Consider the following 17749-nt stretch of genomic DNA (forward strand, 5'->3'; position numbering starts at 1 on the left):
CCTTCTCAGCGGGAGAAGGGTTAGGGATGAGGGCATTTTACTTCTTATTCATAGATGCTTTAATCTCTTTCATGAGTTCGCGGCCTCCATTGTCTAATATTTCTAATGCACAGTCTACACCAAATCCTTGACTATGCGATATGGAAATAGACTGATTAACTTCTAATTTTATCTTACCATCTAGTGAAAATAAAACACCTGTAAAATGAATCGTTTCATTTTCTATGGTAGCACTAGCTCCTATAGGAGCAGTACATCCTCCTTCTAACGTTCGTAAAAATTCTCTTTCTATATAGGTGCACAAGGCGGTTGCTTTGTGGTTTAATTTCGCGCAAGCGGTTTTAGAAAAATCATCTTCTTCTAGTGCAACAATAAGCATGGCTCCTTGTGCGGGTGCGGGTGTCATCCAGTCCAATACTTCATAATTAGATGGAAGGACATTAATGCGTTCTAATCCCGCTTTCGCGAAAATAGCCCCTGTCCAATCACTATCTGCTAGTTTTTGAAGTCGTGTGTTTACATTCCCTCGTAGATCTGTTGTCGTATGAGAAGGATATTTATTAAGCCATTGTGCTTGACGACGTAAACTTCCTGTTGCAATTGTACAACGCTGTGTATAGTCAGGATTCCCTTTATGAACTAAGATATCTTGTGTAGCGGCTCTTTCTAATACAGCTGCTTGAACGATACCGATAGGAAGGGCTGTGGGTACATCTTTCATACTATGCACAGCAATATCTACTGTGCCATTAAGCATTGCAACATCAAGTGTTTTTGTAAAAATACCCGTGATACCGAGTTCGTATAATGGTTTATCTAGTACGAGATCACCTGTAGATTTTACAGGAACTAGCTCTGTTTTATAACCGTGATCTTCAAGTTGTTTTTGTACGGTTGTTGCTTGCCACAATGCGAGCTCACTATCACGAGTCCCGATGCGTATGACTTTATTCACTGTCTGATTGTTCTAGTTGAAAAATAGCTTGTATGAGTTCAATACTCTGTTGTGTGCTACCGTTTGCAGTACGTAAGTGATTTGCAAATCTATTAGTGATCTTTTGGATAAGGCGATCAGAAATTAGGTTTGCTTGCTCTTCATTAAAGCGTTCTATTTTCTTACGATGATTATTGAGTTCTAAGGTACTAATATCATTCAATTTTGATTTTAATGCTTGTATGGTTGGAGCAAATGCTCTTGTAGAAAGCCAGGCATTAAATTCTTTTGTGATTTGTGCTATAATAGCTTCGGCTTTAGGAATATATTTTTGACGACGCTTTAAGGTATCATCCGTCATCTTAGAAAGTTGATCGAGATGAATAAGCGTTACGTTTTCTAAATCTGTTACATTACTTGATACATTTTTAGGAATGGATAAATCAAGTATCAATAATGGTTTTTTTGTATAAATAAGCTCTTTTGTAATGGTAGGATTTTGAGCACCAGTAGCGACAACTAAGATATCTGTTTGTGAAATCTCACTTTGGATATCTGCATAATCTTTTACAAGTAAGTTGAATTTTCCTGCTATTTTCTGAGCCTTTTCCTTGGTACGATTTATAAGTGTGATATGCTCATTTTTGGTATGTTTAATGAGATTTTCACAGGTGTTACGTCCTATTTTTCCAGTTCCAAAAAGAAGAATGTTCTTTTCAGAAACATAAGGTACACGTGCCATGATGTATTGTACAGCAGCAAAGCTTACAGAAGTGGCACCCGATGAAATTTCTGTTTCTGTCTTAATACGCTTACTTGCTTGGATCACACTATTGATTAATCGTTCCATAAAAGGATTGACCAAATTGTGTGCTTTTGCTTTTTTAAATCCAACTTTAAGTTGTCCGATAATTTCAAAATCTCCTAAAATCTGACTATCAAGACCAGTCCCTACTTTAAATAAATGTTGAATGGCATCATCGCTTTCGTGTATGTATGATACTTTTTCAAATTCTTCTACGCTTCCAAGAGTGTATTTGCAAAGAAGTTGCACAAGTTGCGATGGACTCTGTGCAAAACCGTATAATTCGGTCCTATTACACGTAGATATTACAGTAAGTGCTTCTACTCCCGAAGCCTTAGCATTTGATAGGATGTGTTCTTGTGCGTCTTCAGAAACACTAAAATGTCCACGTACTTCGGCATCAGCTTTTTTATAGCTAAGACCAATGACATAAAATTCTGAAGACTCTGAAACTTTCATAGTGGCGCAAAAATATCTTCCTTAGTCGAAAAAAAATAACGCTAGACGTTCCAAAATTGTCGAATTGAACAAATTCAGGTATTTCTACGTGCAGATTTCTGTAAAACGCCTTATTTTAGAGGTGCTGTAAGCGATATGCATATATCGTTAATTAGAATGATTCTAAATAAAATAGTAAATATGGCTCTACAAATAGATCAAAAAAGTGTCGCTCAAGGTTTAGAAACAGAAACTATATTAGAGTCTGGATTTTCTGTATTGACATTTTCTAATGTATTAGATGTCAACAGACAAATTGTACGCGAAGTAGATAGCAGTATTATTCAGTTTCATTTTTGTTTAAAAGGACAATCTATCTTTACATTTAATAATGGTGCGTATCATTTACCTATGCCAGAAGATCAATCATTATTACTGTATAATCCACAGCGAGATTTACCTATGAATCTTCAATTACAGCCTGATACATGGGTGGTTTCTATATTGATGTCTATTAAAAAGTTTCATAGTCTGTTTTCGCGTGAAGCAAATTATATTACCTTTTTAAGTGAAGAAAATAAAGATCGTAAATACTATAAAGATGGTGCTGTAACGCCTAGTATGGCTATTGTCTTAAATCAGTTAATGAATTATAATTTACACCCTAGTATTAAAGAATTATACTTTAAAGGAAAAGCATATGAGTTATTGAGCCTTTACTTTAATAAACCTGTAGATGCAGATATTGCACAATGTCCTTTTCTGGCAGATGAAGATAATGTTACCAAGATCAAAAAAGCCAAAGAGATCATTATTGCTCGTATGACAGAACCTCCTACTTTATTAGAACTTTCCATAGAGATAGGTCTTTCTCTTAAAAAACTAAAAGAAGGATTTAAGCAGATTTATGGAGATTCTGTATATAGCTTTTTGTTTGATTATAAAATGGAAGTGGCTCGGCAATTATTAGCCTCTGGTCAGTATAATGTCAATGAAGTCGGACTTAAAGTAGGGTATAGTACCTCTAGTCATTTTATCGCAGGCTTTAAAAAGAAATTTGGAACCACCCCTAAGAAGTATTTAATGTCTTTGGGGTAATTTAACAATTAGTTTATTAAGTTTTATTTGTACGATTCCATTGACTCCTAAGCTTCCCCATAAATCTTTTCGAAGTGCCCTAGGCAAATAATATATTGATTGTATCGTATTAATATCTATTTCGTTGATAATCTTTTTCTGTTCATGTGGATCATAAATAGGTTTGTCATTAATAGTAATTAATGGACAAGAATTGCATATTCTAGGTCTAACAGCAATATTAGAGACCTTATTGTTAAGTAGGTTTTTAATTTCTAACAGCTCTTTCTTCTTTTCTTTTTCCGATTGCTTTTCTGTTCGTATTACGGTTATATTTTCACAAGGTTTATGAGAAAAAGTATTTTTTATAAATTGGATGTATTCAATGCTTTTCTGATTATATCTCGATAGTACGGAATCTATGTTAGATATATCATGAGGAACCCCATCAACTAAAATAAAATCACAAAAACTATCTTTATTAGAATCAATACTATGTAATACATACGCTTTTTGCTTTATGTCAGACAATGTATAAGGCTTTTTAACCTTCTCTTGATTACTATGAATTGTAGATTTACAGGAGATATTAATGCAAATTAGAATGCTTATTATTACATACGTTGAAAATTTCATAAAGTAGGTGCTTTAAACAAACATATATATTGTTGGAATACTATGAAATCCTAAATGAGGGATTTAGCGTTTTCAATGAGTAAAATAACATATATGTAGTAACTTTATCCTCTCATCCATTTTTTGAAGATATTATGATAAATAAACTTTTTATAATAATCTGTATTACATTTCTTCTTTCCGCTTGCGCGAAAAAAAATACAGAAGCCACAACTACAAGTCTTGCTACCGAAAAGCAAACCCAAACAAAGAAGGTGTTGGTTTTTACGAAAACACTAGGGTGGCGCCATAAATCCATTGAAACAGGTATTGCTACCATAAAAGATTTTGGGAAAGCACATAACTTTGTAGTAGAACATACAGAAGATAGCACACATTTTTCAACCGCTTTTTTACCAAAATATGATGCAATTGTCTTTTTGAGTACTACTGGAAATGTATTGGATGATGACGCTCAAAAAAAGTTTGAAGCTTATATACAAGGAGGCGGAAGTTACCTAGGAATTCATGCTGCTGCTGATACTGAATATGAATGGCCTTGGTATGGAAAATTAGTAGGAGGCTATTTTGAAAGTCATCCTAATAATCCCAATATTAGGAAAGCAACCCTACAAAAAACAACAAATAAGCACGGGAGTACAAAACATTACGAATCATCGTTTTCAAGAGACGATGAGTGGTATAATTATAAGAACCTAAACCCTAATCTTACTGCCGTATTGCAACTTGATGAATCAAGTTACGAAGGCGGAACCAATGGAGATTTTCATCCTATTGCTTGGTATCATCTTTATGATGGCGGTAAAGCTTTTTATACTGGAGGTGGTCATACGAAAGAGTCGTATGCAGAAGTTGGATTTAGAAAACATCTTGAAGAAGCACTTTTATGGTGTTTAGAATAGTACTATCAAAAACTCTTATACGTTTCATAATGCGGTATTGTAAGATACTCCGTATTTTTGCGAATGAATTTTGTCTAAACATACTAAATAAAGGTTAGACATTTTGAATAAGATTTATTTCTACAACGTAGAGAGCTATTATAAAAGATAAAGAATGAGCAAAGGTGTTTTACTCGTTAACTTAGGATCTCCAAAAAGTACAGATCCTAAAGATGTAAAAAAATATTTAGGAGAGTTTCTAATGGATGAGCGTGTGATTGACGTTCCTTATGCAGCACGCGCATTGCTAGTAAAAGGAATCATTCTCAACACACGACCTAAACAAAGTGCTAAAGCCTATAGTAAAATATGGTGGGAGGAAGGTTCGCCACTTATTGTACTTACAGAGCGTTTACAAAAGAAAGTACAATCTCATACACAATTACCTGTAGAAATTGCAATGCGTTACGGAACACCTTCTATTAAAGAAGGGTTGCAAAAGCTTCATGATCAAGGTGTAGATGATGTGATGTTATTACCTTTATATCCTCAATTTGCCATGGCAACTACAGAGACAATTCTCGTTTTAGCAGAAGAATTGCGCGCAAAGCATTTCCCTTCAATGAAAATTACAGATGTTCCTGCGTTTTATCATAGAGATGATTATATAAAAGTACTTTCAGAAAGCATAGGAGAACATCTTAAAGAACTAGACTACGAGCATTTACTATTTAGTTACCATGGTGTTCCCGAAAGGCATATTCGAAAAAGTGATGTAACCAAACTCCATTGTAAGATGGATGGAAGTTGTTGTAGTGCAGCCTCAAAAGCACATGAGTTTTGCTATCGTCATCAGTGTTATGAAACCACGCGTAAAGTGGGGCAATATCTCAATCTAGAACCAGGAACCTTTTCTACATCTTTTCAATCACGTTTAGGGTTTGATCCTTGGTTACAACCGTATACTGATCGTACTATAGAACGTATGGGAAAAGAAGGGTTTAAGAAAATGGCTATTGTTACTCCTGCATTTGTATCTGATTGTTTAGAAACCTTAGAAGAAATCGCCATGGAAGGGGAAGAAATCTTTCATGAAGCTGGAGGAAAAGAATTTACAACGATCCCTTGTTTAAATGATCGTGATGATTGGGCAGCCGTTATTGCAAGTTGGATTAAAGATTGGGAAGGTGTTAAAATGGAAGCGGTTTAATTTCACGTTCTATTAACACACTTTTTCAAAAAGTGGTTGCATCTTGCATATAACTAACACATAATTCTTGTCCAAAAAACAATCTACAGCTTTAGGCACAGAACCTATTTCAAAATTACTTGTTAAGCAGGCAGTACCTGCCTCTATAGGTATTTTGGTGATGTCTCTAAATATGATAGTAGATACCATCTTTGTGGGAAGATGGATTGGACCGCAAGCAATTTCTGCCATCACCGTTGTTATTCCGTTTACTTTTTTTATTGCGGCTATCGGTCTTGCTGTGGGAATTGGAGGAAGCTCTGTACTTTCTAGAGCCTTAGGCGCAGGAGATGAAGAAAAAGCATTACGTGTTTTTGGAAATCAAATCACAATTACCACACTCATCTCAGGCTCATTAGCCATTATAGGACTTGTGTTTCAAGACTTTTTTATAGAGTTTTTTGGTGCTGCCGATTCTTATAAAGAGATGGCACTTACCTATTATCGTATCGTACTTTACGGTATTTTGATGCTTGCTTTATGTATGATGGGGAATAACGTCATACGCGCAGAAGGGAAGCCAAAATTTGCTATGTATGCGATGATTCTTCCTGCGGTTGGAAATATTTTAATGGACTATATACTTATTAAAGTATTAGGATATGGAATGGAAGGTGCCGCTTGGGCTACATTTATAAGTTATGGGATCTGCTTTGGTTTTATCTTTTGGTTTTTTGTTGCCAAGAGTGAATTACGTCTTAAATTAAAATCATTTAAACTGGAACCCACTATTTTTAAAGAGATCAGCGGTTTGAGTGGTGTTACCTTAGCACGCCAAGGAATCATTAGTGTTTTAGGAATCTTACTTAATAATGTATTGATTACGTATGGCGATGCATTGGATCAAGCATCTTATGGAATCATAAGTAGGATGCTTATGTTTGCCTTATTTCCAGTAATAGGAGTCACGCAAGGGTTTATGCCCATTGCAGGATATAATTATGGAGCAAAAAAATATACTCGTGTAAGAGAGACTATTAATACGTCTATAAAATATGCAGGAATACTGGCACTACTCATCTTTGCGATTATTATGAGTTTCCCAGACTTTTTTGTGTCTATATTCTTAAGTGACAAAGGAGGCGATGCTCAAACCATTGCAGACAATGCAGAAATCTTTGCACGTACACCTAATGCCTTACGTTGGGTATTTGCCGCAACCCCTATTATTGTAGTACAACTTATTGGATCTGCGTATTTCCAATCTATAGGAAAAGCTGTGCCAGCCTTACTTTTAAGTCTAACAAAACAAGGATTCTTTTTAATTCCTTTAATCTTAATACTACCTCCATTTATAGGTGTTTGGGGTGTTTGGATCGCTTTCCCCATCGCCGATGTGCTTTCTACAGTAGTGACCGGGTTTTTCTTAAACAAAGAAGTAAAAACAAAACTTGCTCTTCAAGAAGAAGGATGATGTATATGCTTTCGCGAAAGCGTACACAGCTATACTCCTTTTAAAAAGAACTATTATTCTCTTTTGTAGAATACGTTAAAAAACTCCCAAAAAAGAAATCCTTCTTAAGAATTCCTTAAATTTCTGTCAAAATACCAAACTAAAATTCAATGAAAACCAACATTCTCTTCCTTTTTCTGAGTATTTTCTCAGGAATGGTACTACAAACAAGTGCGCAAACCCCAGATGAATCTTCGTATGAAGCCTTAGAATATCGATTAATTGGTCCTTTTAGAGGTGGCCGTAGTGCTGCTGTCACAGGAGTGCCAGGACAACCTGATTTATTTTATATGGGGAGTACCGGTGGTGGTGTCTGGCGTACCACCAATGGAGGAAAGGAATGGGAAAATATTTCTGACGGTTTTTTTGGAGGAAGTATTGGAGCCGTAGAGGTTTCAAAAAGTGATCCTAATGTGATTTATGTAGGCGGAGGAGAAAAAACCCTTCGAGGAAATGTGTCTTCTGGATATGGTATCTGGAAAACAGTAGATGCAGGACAAACCTGGAGTCAGGTAGGACTAAAAAATAGTCGTCACGTACCTCGTATACGAGTACACCCTACCAATCCTGATATTGTATATGCAGGTGTGTTAGGTAATATCTATAAGCCTACACAAGAACGTGGTGTATATAAAAGTGTTGACGGAGGAAAAACATGGAGACAAACATTGTTTAGTAATTCAAATGCTGGGGTTGTCGATTTAATCATAGATCCAAATAACTATAGAGTATTATATGCTACAACATGGAATGCAAGACGTACGCCGTATAGCTTGAGTTCTGGTGGCGATGGATCGGTATTATGGAAAAGTACAGACGAAGGAGAAACGTGGACAGAACTATCTACTAATGATGGTTTTGCAAAAGGTATTCTAGGAATTATGGGTATTACCGTATCTCCTGTAAATAGCAACCGTCTCTATGCGATGGTCGAAAATGAAAAAGAAGGAGGTCTATATACCTCTAAAGATGGCGGAATGAATTGGTCTAAGGTAAATTCAGAACGTAAATTACGTCAGCGTGCATGGTATTATACACGTCTGTATGCAGATACAAAAGATGAAAATACCGTATATGTTTTAAATGTACGTTATCATAAATCAACAGACGGAGGAAAATCCTTTAGTACCTATAACGCACCACATGGAGATCATCACGATTTATGGATTGCTCCAGAAGATCCAAATCGTATGATTATTGGAGATGATGGAGGAGCGCAAGTGACGTATGATGGTGGACGTAGTTGGAGTACGTATTTGAATCAGCCAACATCACAGTTTTATCGTGTAACAACAGATAATGCTTTTCCATACCGTATTTATGTAGCACAGCAAGATAATAGTACCATCCGTATTCCGCACAGAACGGAAGGTGGAAGCATCTCTGAAGACGATTGGGAAAGTACAGCTGGAGGTGAGAGTGCTCACATTGCAGTAGATCCAAAAAATAATGAAATTGTATATGGAGGGAGTTATGATGGTTTCTTAACAAGAGTAAATCACGAAAAAAACACGGTGCGTTCTATTTCAGTGTGGCCAGACAATCCAATGGGTCATGGTGTAGAAGATATGAAATACCGCTTCCAATGGAACTTCCCTATTATCTTTAGTAAGCACAATCCTAATCGTATGTACACCTTTTCTCAAAATGTACACGTTACTGAAAATGAAGGGCAAAGTTGGAAAGTAATTAGTCCAGATTTAACACGTAATGATCCAGAAAAGATGAAATCTTCTGGAGGACCCATTACGCAGGATAATACATCGGTAGAATATTACTGTACCATTTTTGCTGCAGCTGAGTCTCCTCTTAAAGAAGGATTACTTTGGGTAGGAAGTGATGATGGACTAGTACACGTGAGCCGTAATGGTGGTCAAACGTGGGATAATGTAACGCCTAAAGGAATGCCAGAATGGATGATGATTAATAGTGTAGAGCCTAGTGCTTTTGATGAAGGAACAGCTTATGTTGCAGGTACGCGTTATAAGTCGGGTGATTTTGCGCCGTATTTATATAAAACATCTGATTATGGAAAAACATGGAAGAAAATTACCAACGGAATTCCTTCAGAGCATTTTACACGTGTATTGCGTGAGGATCCAAAACAAAAAGGGTTATTATATGCAGGAACCGAGACTGGAATGTATATCAGTTTTGACGATGGTCAACACTGGAAATCATTTCAGTTAAACCTTCCTATTGTTCCTATTACAGATTTGACAATTAAAGACAATAATCTTATTGTAGCCACGCAAGGACGTAGTTTATGGATTATTGATGACCTTGGGATGTTACATCAGTCCGCTTTCGCGAAAGCGGGAGCAAACCACTTATTTAAACCAAAAGATACCTACCGTATGGGAGGTGGTGGTCGTGCTGGGAGTCTTACGACTGGAACCAATCACCCAAGCGGAGTCATGACCTATTTTAATTTGAAAGATTTTGATACCAAAAAAGATACCGTTTCATTGACTTATATGACAGTAGCAGGTGATACGATACAGTCATTTAGTACAGGCGCTAAAGAGAAGAAAGATCAATTAAAAGCTGAAAAAGGAGGAAATTTATTCTCTTGGAATACACGTACCGATGGTGCAGAACGTCTTAAAGGAATGATTCTTTGGTGGGCAAGTCTTGATGGACCTAAAGCCGTTCCAGGAAACTATAAAGTAGTCATGAATGTAAATGGAGAGGAGCAAACGCAGTCGTTTGTGATCAAACCAAATCCAAATGCAGAAGCGACAGTGGCTGATATGCAACGACAATATGACTTTATAGCCGATGTAAATAAAACAGTAGATCGTGCACATCAAAGTATTAAGAAAATTAGAAAGATTAATGCACAACTAAAAGCTTTTGAAGCTCAGTATAAAGACGATACTCGTACGGCTGATCTACGTGAAAAAGCAAAGAAAATGCAAGAAGAGTTCGGTAACATAGAAAAGGAATTATATCAAACGAAAAATCGTTCAGGTCAAGATCCTTTGAACTTCCCAATTAAATTAACAAATAAGTTAGGGCATTTAAATAGCCTTGTAGGAATGGGTGATTTTGGACCCACTGATCAAGATATTGCTGTTAAAAATGAACTCTCGGCACAAATAAAAACACAACTCACAGCTTTTGACAACATGTTAGATGCTGAGGTGGCACAGTTTAATTCAGATTTTAATAACTTAAAATTGAATTATTTGTTTGTAGAGGATTAAAGAAAAGTATATACAATAGAAAATAAAAGCCCAGTCAATATTGACTGGGCTTTTATTTTGATGTTTTAAGTATTAAAGATGCCCTTCGTATCTTTGCCATATGGCAGAATACTACTTTTATATAAAAGCACTCCACATCATATTTATGGTAACGTGGTTTGCGGGTCTCTTTTATATGCCTCGGCTATTTGTATATCAAGTAGAGGCTAATGAAAAACCTTCCCCAGATCGTGAGATTTTAGGAAAGCAATTAGGCCTAATGGCAAAGCGTCTTTGGAAGATTATTACAGCCCCTTCATTAGTACTTTGCTCGCTATTTGCCTTCTTGATGTTGCATATCGCACCTACCTTATTAGAAAGCCCTTGGATGCAAATAAAATTAGGTTTTGTTATATTGCTATATATCTATCATGCTAAGACATGGAGTATATACAAGCAATTACAAAGAGGAGAATTTAAGCATTCTTCTAAATTTATGCGTATGTGGAATGAAGGTGCCACCATTATTTTATTTGCTGTGGTTTTTCTAGCAGTTACAAAAAGCGCAACCAACTGGATTTATGGTGTCTTTGGAATTATAGGTCTAGGTGTATTGTTAATGCTTGGCATACGACTATATCGTAAGATTCAAGAAAAAAATCCAGATGCTTAACAAAGTTATAAGTAGTATATAACCTTAATACAATAGTATTCTTAGTACCTTAGTCATTCAACAAATAATAGTGTGCTGAATTTAAATAGTAAATCTTTAAGCTTTCGCATTTTTACCTCTATGCTCATATTGGTACTGATTGCTTTTTCTTTAATTTCTGGGATTACTTATTTCCAGTATCGAGAGCAGATAAAAGATTATAATAAAGACCGTTTAGAACGTAAAGAGGTTGCTATAAAAAAAGACATAGATAGGACCCTTAAAGAAACAACATTCTTACTCCAAACAGATAAAATTCATTTAATCTTTAGAGATGAAATTTATGAGATTGCCCGTATTCATGGAGAAAATATAACACTATATGATTTAGAAGGGAATCCCTTGATTTCTTCGACAGAAAATCTTTTCAAAAGCTATAATCAAGAGAATATATCTAATCGTATTCTAGAAACCTTAACGGCTTCCGTTGAAAAAAGATATGTAGAGCGTGTAGACACAGAAATACCACAACAAATATCATATTCATACATAGATGATCCTAAGTTTAAACGATTAGCGATTCTTCAAATACAATATGAAGACAGTGAGTCGTTTATTAATAAAGAAATGCGCGAACTCCTCTTACGTATAGGTGTTGTAGCACTTATTGTCTTTATCACTGCTATTTTTCTTGCCTTTATTTTAGCGAGATATATTACGCTTCGTCTTAAGGATATAGAAGAAAAGATTAAGGAAACTCAACTTGATAAGCGGAATAAAAAAGTAGATACAAAAAGCCTTCCTACAGAGTTATTAACCTTAGTTTCTGCGTATAATGGAATGATAGATGAACTTGAAGAAAGTGCGGCACAGTTAGCTCAAAATGAACGTGAAGCAGCTTGGCGCGAAATGGCAAAACAAGTAGCCCATGAGATCAAAAATCCGTTGACACCTATGCGATTAACGGTACAAAGTTTTGAGCGTCGTTTTGATCCTGAAGATCCAGAAATCAATACAAAAATCAAAGAATATAGTAATACACTGATTCAGCAAATAGATACTATGAGTAGTATTGCTTCGGCGTTTTCAAATTTTGCAGATATGCCTGCGCAACAAAGCGAGACGTTAGATGTCTCTAATGTGGTAAAACTAGCCTTAGATATTTTTAGAGAACGTAATATCGCTTTCGCGAAAGCGGACTATGAAATACGCGCAAAGTTTGATAGAACTCAGTTAATACGAGTTGTCACCAACCTAGTTAAAAACGCAATTCAAGCGACTAAAAATACAGAATCCCCTAAGATTCTTGTTGATGTACAAACAATAGGATCTGATGTTCACATCAAAGTAAGTGATAACGGAATAGGGATTACAGAAGAAAATAAACCTAAAATATTTGAACCTAAATTCACTACAAAAACCAGTGGAATGGGACTTGGACTTGCCATGGTAAAAAATATTATGGAAACCTATAACGGAAGTATTAATTTTACATCCCAAGAAGGAAAAGGAACCGTATTTACGGTAACCTTCCCAAAAGAATAAACAACACACCTAGATAACATACACATGGATTATAACAACATTCTTGTAGATCAAAACAATGGTATTACTACCATTACAATTAATAGACCTTCAAAGTTAAATGCCTTAAATACCGAAACGATTGGAGAGTTGCATACCGCTTTCGCGAAAGCAAACGAAGACACCACCTCAAAAGTAATTATCATTACGGGAACAGGAGAAAAAGCATTTGTTGCCGGAGCCGATATTTCTGAATTTGCTGATTTCTCAGTAGAAGAAGGTGCTGAGCTTGCTAGAAAAGGACAAGAAGATTTATTTGATTTTGTAGAAAACCTCAGTACACCTGTGATTGCAGCCGTAAATGGATTTGCATTAGGCGGAGGTTTAGAACTCGCCATGGCAGCACATTTTAGACTAGCAAGTGATAATGCGCGTATGGGATTGCCAGAAGTTTCTTTAGGCGTCATTCCAGGATATGGAGGAACACAACGCTTACCACAATTGGTAGGAAAAGGACGCGCTATGGAGATGATCATGACAGCAGGCATGATAGACGCTCCTACAGCATTGAGCTACGGACTTGTAAATCATATAGTGACACAAGAAGAATTACTGCCGCTTGCTGAAAAAATCGCTGGAAAGATTATGCGTAATTCATCAGTAGCCATTGCCGAAGGAATTAAAGCGATTAATGCAGGATTTACAGATGGTGTAAATGGATTTGATGCAGAGATAGATGCTTTTGGCACATGCTTTGGTACAGAAGATTTTAAAGAAGGAACTACTGCTTTCTTAGAAAAACGCAAAGCCGATTTTCCTGGAAAATGATATAGGGTTCCTTTTAAATACTAACCTATATTATTTGTAGAAGATGAGAAGATTATGGATGATTTGCTTACTTTTAGTAAGCATGAGTGCGTTTGCACAACAATTGCCTAAAATTAAAGGGTCTGGAATTGTAACTCTAAAAGAAGTTGAGATTGAAGAGTCTTTTGATACGATTGATATCGATGGAGATTTTGATATTGAATTAAATCAAGGAAACACAGATGTATACACCATAGAAACAGATGATAATCTTATAGATGTCATTCAGTTTACTGTAGAAGATAACACACTTAAAATATCGGCCACACATCGTATTGTAAAAAAGAAAAGATTTAAAATTACAATCACCGCGAGTACGATTGCTGAAATTCATTTGAATAATGAAGCTCGCATAAAAGGGGAAGGGCTCATAACGGGAGAAAACTTAATACTTACAGCGGGTAAATCTTCAAAATTTGATCTCGATGTAGCCTATACAAACGCTATTGATGTTGAATTGTTTAGTGATGCAGAAGGTACACTTAAAGCAAAATCTGAATCTAGTAAGGTAGCATTAGAAGGAAGAGCTACTTTAAAAATGTATGCTATTGTAAATAGATTAGAATCTCAAATAAGTGATACATCAAAACTGATATTAGACGGTACGCTAGAAACAACAAATTTCACCCTAGCAGGAAATGGAAAATTAACGGCTAAAGAAGCCTTATTGACTACTACAGAAATCAATCTTTCAGATGATGCAGATGCCTATATTCAAGTGAAAGAAGCCATTACTTTATACGCCCAAGACAGTGCTGTTTTGCAACTTTATGGAGAACCTACCATAACGGTAACAGGATTAAAAAATAAGGCTAAGATTTTAAAGAAGGAGTAAGTTTGTATCTTTTTATACTTAAATTGGCGTAATCGCCTTTTAAAGAAAGATTACATTTATGAATGAGCAAGAAAAAGAAGCCTATTTCTGTCATACACATACAAACTTATTTTCTCAAAAAAAATGTAACGAATGCTATAGAGGCATGTGTTATACTTGTTTGAACATGGACGAAAATATCTGTCCTAGTTGCAGAAATTATAGTTATAAACAAGGAGATTTCTATAAGAATAAGAGATTAGTTATAGGAATGCTTATTATTGCTGGGGTTATACTTGCGTTAGTTCATGCATATCAGTATAATACTAATGTATATGTATATGACAATGCAGCGTTTATAGGTGTCTTAGGAATCGTATTATTTTATACAATTTCTGTTGGATTTTCTTATTTCTTATTTGAAGATACAGATATCTTAAGTGAAATAAGAAAAGTTCCATTCCTAGGATTTAAGCTAATGATAGCTACACTTATAGTTACTATAATTATAGGATTACCTGTTTTTTACTTTCTCAATAAAGTATATCTTTTGTTAAGAGTAAAATATTCAAGGACACAGGTAAAATGATATTATATTACAACTCCCATCCTTCTCGGTAGGCACGTTTTACCCATGCATTTGCAGCTTCGTAATTGGTTACGCGCATATTAGCACCATCCCATTTTATGGTACGACGTCCAGGATACTCATATGGATCCCAATCACCCACTTTCTTCCCATCTTTTAAGGTTTTGTATTGAAATGCTTTAATAGCAAGATTACCCATTAGTACAGCCTCTGTAAGCGGCCCTCCATATGAAAAAGGAGAAGAGGTTGGTTTATTGTTTAGACAAGCTTCAATCCACTCGCCTGCATGCGATGTTGTAACCCTAGCAATGGTTTCTGCTGGACGTTTAAAATCCTTCATACGTTCGCTAGGTAGTAATCTAGGGTTACGAGAATACGTATCTGTAATCATAATACCATCCGTACCATAAAAGATACTTCCGCCGCCACCGTCACCAGGTTTTTCGCCATCTTTTAATTCAGATGGAAGATCGGGCATGATACCACCGTCGTACCAATTTAAAGAAACATCTCCCTGTGTAGGAGAGTCAAACTTTAAGCGTACAATAGAACTCGGAGGACAGGCTTCAGCATAATCGGCTTCTACAAAATCACCAGACCAAATAGTCGTACAACTTGCTTCTGCTTCATAAGGAAAACCTAACTCTAAAGTTTTAAACGGAGTTTCCATAATATGGCATCCCATATCGCCCATAGCACCCGTTCCAAAATCCCAGAAACCTCTCCATTTAAAGGGAAGGTAATTCTCATTGTACGGTCTATTGGCAGCAGGTCCTAGCCATAAATCCCAATCTAAATGATCTGGTATGGTTTGTCCTTGGGTAATATGCTTAAATCCTTGTGGCCATACTGGACGATTGGTCCAACAGTCTACACGATGCACTTTTCCAATCACCCCAGCATTAATCCATTCTTGTGCAATACGAATCCCATCTCCAGAAGCTCCTTGATTTCCCATTTGAGTAACAATACCCTGCTTTGCAGCGGTCTCTGCCATGAGGCGAGCTTCATAGATATTATGTGTAAGTGGTTTTTCTACATAGGCATGTTTCTTTTCACGCATAAAAGGAAGTGCAATAGTTGCATGTGTATGATCTGGTGTTCCCACCATAATCGCATCAATATCATTAAGATGATTATCATATATTTTTCTGAAATCACGGTATTGCTTTGCTTTAGGATGTAACTTATAACTTCCCGCTCCCATTTTATCATCTACGTCACATAAAGCAACAAATTTCACCTTTCCATGATTGGTGAGATCTCTTACCACACCTCCTCCTCTTCCACCTACCCCCACAGCAGCGATATAGAGTGTGTCACTGGGTGGAATATGGTTTCCTCCTAATACAAAACTAGGCACAATAGAGAAGGCTGCACTGGCAGCTGCAGATTTTTTTATAAAGGAACGACGTTTCATGTGATGAGATTTTTTTTAAAGTTAATTAATTCTTTTAAATAGTTGATTATTTGGAATAATTCCATAATTTTGTATTAAATCCAATTTTAATACAGAAGGTTTCTGTTTTCGCGAAAGCATATATGAAAGAATCTATAAAAGGACGTGGTGCTCAATTACATGTATCGAATCGCTTTTTTGAACATAGTGAGGAGATGCGTGATGATTTTTTAGAATTTTGCTTTCGCGAAAACGAACTTCCGAGTAACCCTAAAACGGTATACATAGACACCTTCCCGAAAACAATTGTAAACAAAGTAACCAGTCCAGATGTAGGTATGGGATATTCTTTAAATCCTTATCAAGGGTGTGAGCATGGATGTATTTATTGCTACGCACGAAACAGTCATGAATATTGGGGTTATGGCGCTGGACTGGACTTTGAACAAAAAATATTAGTAAAGAAAAATGCACCTGCATTACTAGAAAAAAAACTACAAAGTGCATCATGGGAAGCGGCTACAATTGTATTGTCAGGAAATACAGATTGCTACCAACCTATAGAAAAGAAATTAGAAATTACTAGGCAATTATTACAACTATTTTTAAAGTATAAACATCCTGTTGGGATTATTACCAAAAACGTTTTAGTAGAACGAGATATAGATATCTTAAAAGCACTTGCTAAAGACAGCTTATGTAGAGTTATTTTTTCAGTGACAACTTTATCTGAAGAGACAAGACGTCTTATGGAACCACGTACAGCAACTATTAAAAGAAGGTTGCAAGCTATAGAACGGTTAAGTAAGGAAGGAATTCCTGTCATGGTCATGGCAGGCCCTATGATTCCTGGTATTAATACGCATGAAATTTTACCTTTACTAAAAGAGATTGCAGATAGAGGGGCTTTAAAAGTAGGATATACGATTGTACGATTAAATGGAGCTATTGGTGGTATTTTTGAAGATTGGATTCGAAAGGTTTTACCAGATAGAGCCGATAAGGTACTTCATCAAATAGCCGATTGTCACGGAGGTCAATTAAACGACTCTAGATTTGGACAACGTATGAAAGGAGAAGGACATTATGCAACACAAATTCATAAGCAATTTGAGATAGGAAGAAATCGATATTTTAAGGATAGAGAACTCCCTCCACTCAATACAAACCTATTTATAAAGACAAACAAGGGTCAATTGGGGCTTTTTAACAATCTTTAAGATGCTTTTTTTACACGTTTTGC

At 36.0% G+C, this 17749-nt stretch carries 15 protein-coding genes; 11 read left to right on the top strand and 4 right to left on the bottom strand.

Translation table 11 applies throughout. From position 1 onward, the window contains the following. Positions 1-37: 37 nt before the first annotated feature. On the bottom strand, positions 38-955 hold the full coding sequence (hemC, locus tag Q1A60_RS04735) for a hydroxymethylbilane synthase (RefSeq protein ID WP_299762129.1): 918 nt from the start codon (positions 953-955) through the stop codon (positions 38-40). Beyond that, on the bottom strand, positions 948-2198 hold the full coding sequence (gene hemA / locus Q1A60_RS04740) for a glutamyl-tRNA reductase (RefSeq protein WP_299762132.1): 1251 nt from the start codon (positions 2196-2198) through the stop codon (positions 948-950). The genes hemC and hemA overlap by 8 nt, the downstream gene beginning before the upstream one ends. Before the next feature lie 180 nt (positions 2199-2378). On the opposite strand from hemA, the gene Q1A60_RS04745 reads away from it, so the two are divergent. Next, on the top strand, positions 2379-3275 hold the full coding sequence (locus tag Q1A60_RS04745) for an AraC family transcriptional regulator (protein WP_299762135.1): 897 nt from the start codon (positions 2379-2381) through the stop codon (positions 3273-3275). Here the strand turns inward: Q1A60_RS04745 and Q1A60_RS04750 are convergent. Then, positions 3258-3785 (bottom strand): hypothetical protein, encoded by a 528-nt coding sequence (locus Q1A60_RS04750; protein ID WP_299762138.1) that lies wholly within the window; start codon positions 3783-3785, stop codon positions 3258-3260. The genes Q1A60_RS04745 and Q1A60_RS04750 overlap by 18 nt on opposite strands. 239 nt (positions 3786-4024) lie before the next feature. Here Q1A60_RS04750 and Q1A60_RS04755 point away from each other — a divergent pair, with 239 nt between their 5' ends. From Q1A60_RS04755 to Q1A60_RS04795, 9 genes are all read left to right on the top strand, one after another. Further along, a complete protein-coding gene (locus Q1A60_RS04755) occupies positions 4025-4792 on the top strand; it encodes a ThuA domain-containing protein (RefSeq protein WP_299762141.1) in 768 nt (255 codons plus the stop codon). Between the two features lie 154 nt (positions 4793-4946). Continuing rightward, positions 4947-5981, top strand: a complete 1035-nt coding sequence (hemH, locus tag Q1A60_RS04760) for a ferrochelatase (protein WP_299762144.1) — start codon at positions 4947-4949, stop codon at positions 5979-5981. A 67-nt stretch (positions 5982-6048) separates the two neighbouring features. After that, complete coding sequence (locus tag Q1A60_RS04765; RefSeq protein WP_299762147.1) at positions 6049-7434, top strand: MATE family efflux transporter; 1386 nt, start codon at positions 6049-6051, stop codon at positions 7432-7434. A gap of 194 nt (positions 7435-7628) precedes the next feature. After that, a complete protein-coding gene (locus tag Q1A60_RS04770) occupies positions 7629-10682 on the top strand; it encodes a glycosyl hydrolase (RefSeq protein WP_299762586.1) in 3054 nt (1017 codons plus the stop codon). A 100-nt stretch (positions 10683-10782) separates the two neighbouring features. Further along, complete coding sequence (locus tag Q1A60_RS04775; RefSeq protein ID WP_299762150.1) at positions 10783-11334, top strand: CopD family protein; 552 nt, start codon at positions 10783-10785, stop codon at positions 11332-11334. 120 nt (positions 11335-11454) lie between these two features. Further along, positions 11455-12858: a HAMP domain-containing sensor histidine kinase gene (locus tag Q1A60_RS04780; RefSeq protein WP_299762154.1), complete on the top strand. Its 1404-nt coding sequence runs from the start codon at positions 11455-11457 to the stop codon at positions 12856-12858. Positions 12859-12882: 24 nt separating this feature from the next. Then, the gene (locus Q1A60_RS04785; protein ID WP_299762157.1) at positions 12883-13665 is read left to right on the top strand and encodes an enoyl-CoA hydratase-related protein; all 783 of its coding nucleotides are present in this window, start codon (positions 12883-12885) and stop codon (positions 13663-13665) included. A gap of 58 nt (positions 13666-13723) precedes the next feature. Beyond that, on the top strand, positions 13724-14539 hold the full coding sequence (locus Q1A60_RS04790) for a DUF2807 domain-containing protein (RefSeq protein WP_300007325.1): 816 nt from the start codon (positions 13724-13726) through the stop codon (positions 14537-14539). Positions 14540-14597: 58 nt separating this feature from the next. After that, a complete protein-coding gene (locus Q1A60_RS04795; protein ID WP_299762163.1) occupies positions 14598-15107 on the top strand; it encodes a hypothetical protein in 510 nt (169 codons plus the stop codon). 7 nt (positions 15108-15114) lie between these two features. Here Q1A60_RS04795 and Q1A60_RS04800 read toward each other — a convergent pair whose 3' ends face one another. Beyond that, a complete protein-coding gene (locus tag Q1A60_RS04800) occupies positions 15115-16527 on the bottom strand; it encodes a Gfo/Idh/MocA family oxidoreductase (protein WP_299762166.1) in 1413 nt (470 codons plus the stop codon). 122 nt (positions 16528-16649) lie between these two features. On the opposite strand from Q1A60_RS04800, the gene Q1A60_RS04805 reads away from it, so the two are divergent. After that, positions 16650-17726 (top strand): PA0069 family radical SAM protein, encoded by a 1077-nt coding sequence (locus Q1A60_RS04805; protein ID WP_299762169.1) that lies wholly within the window; start codon positions 16650-16652, stop codon positions 17724-17726. The last annotated feature ends 23 nt before the right edge of the window (positions 17727-17749 follow it).

The organism is uncultured Dokdonia sp., from assembly GCF_947492535.1.
GTDB lineage: Bacteria > Bacteroidota > Bacteroidia > Flavobacteriales > Flavobacteriaceae > Dokdonia.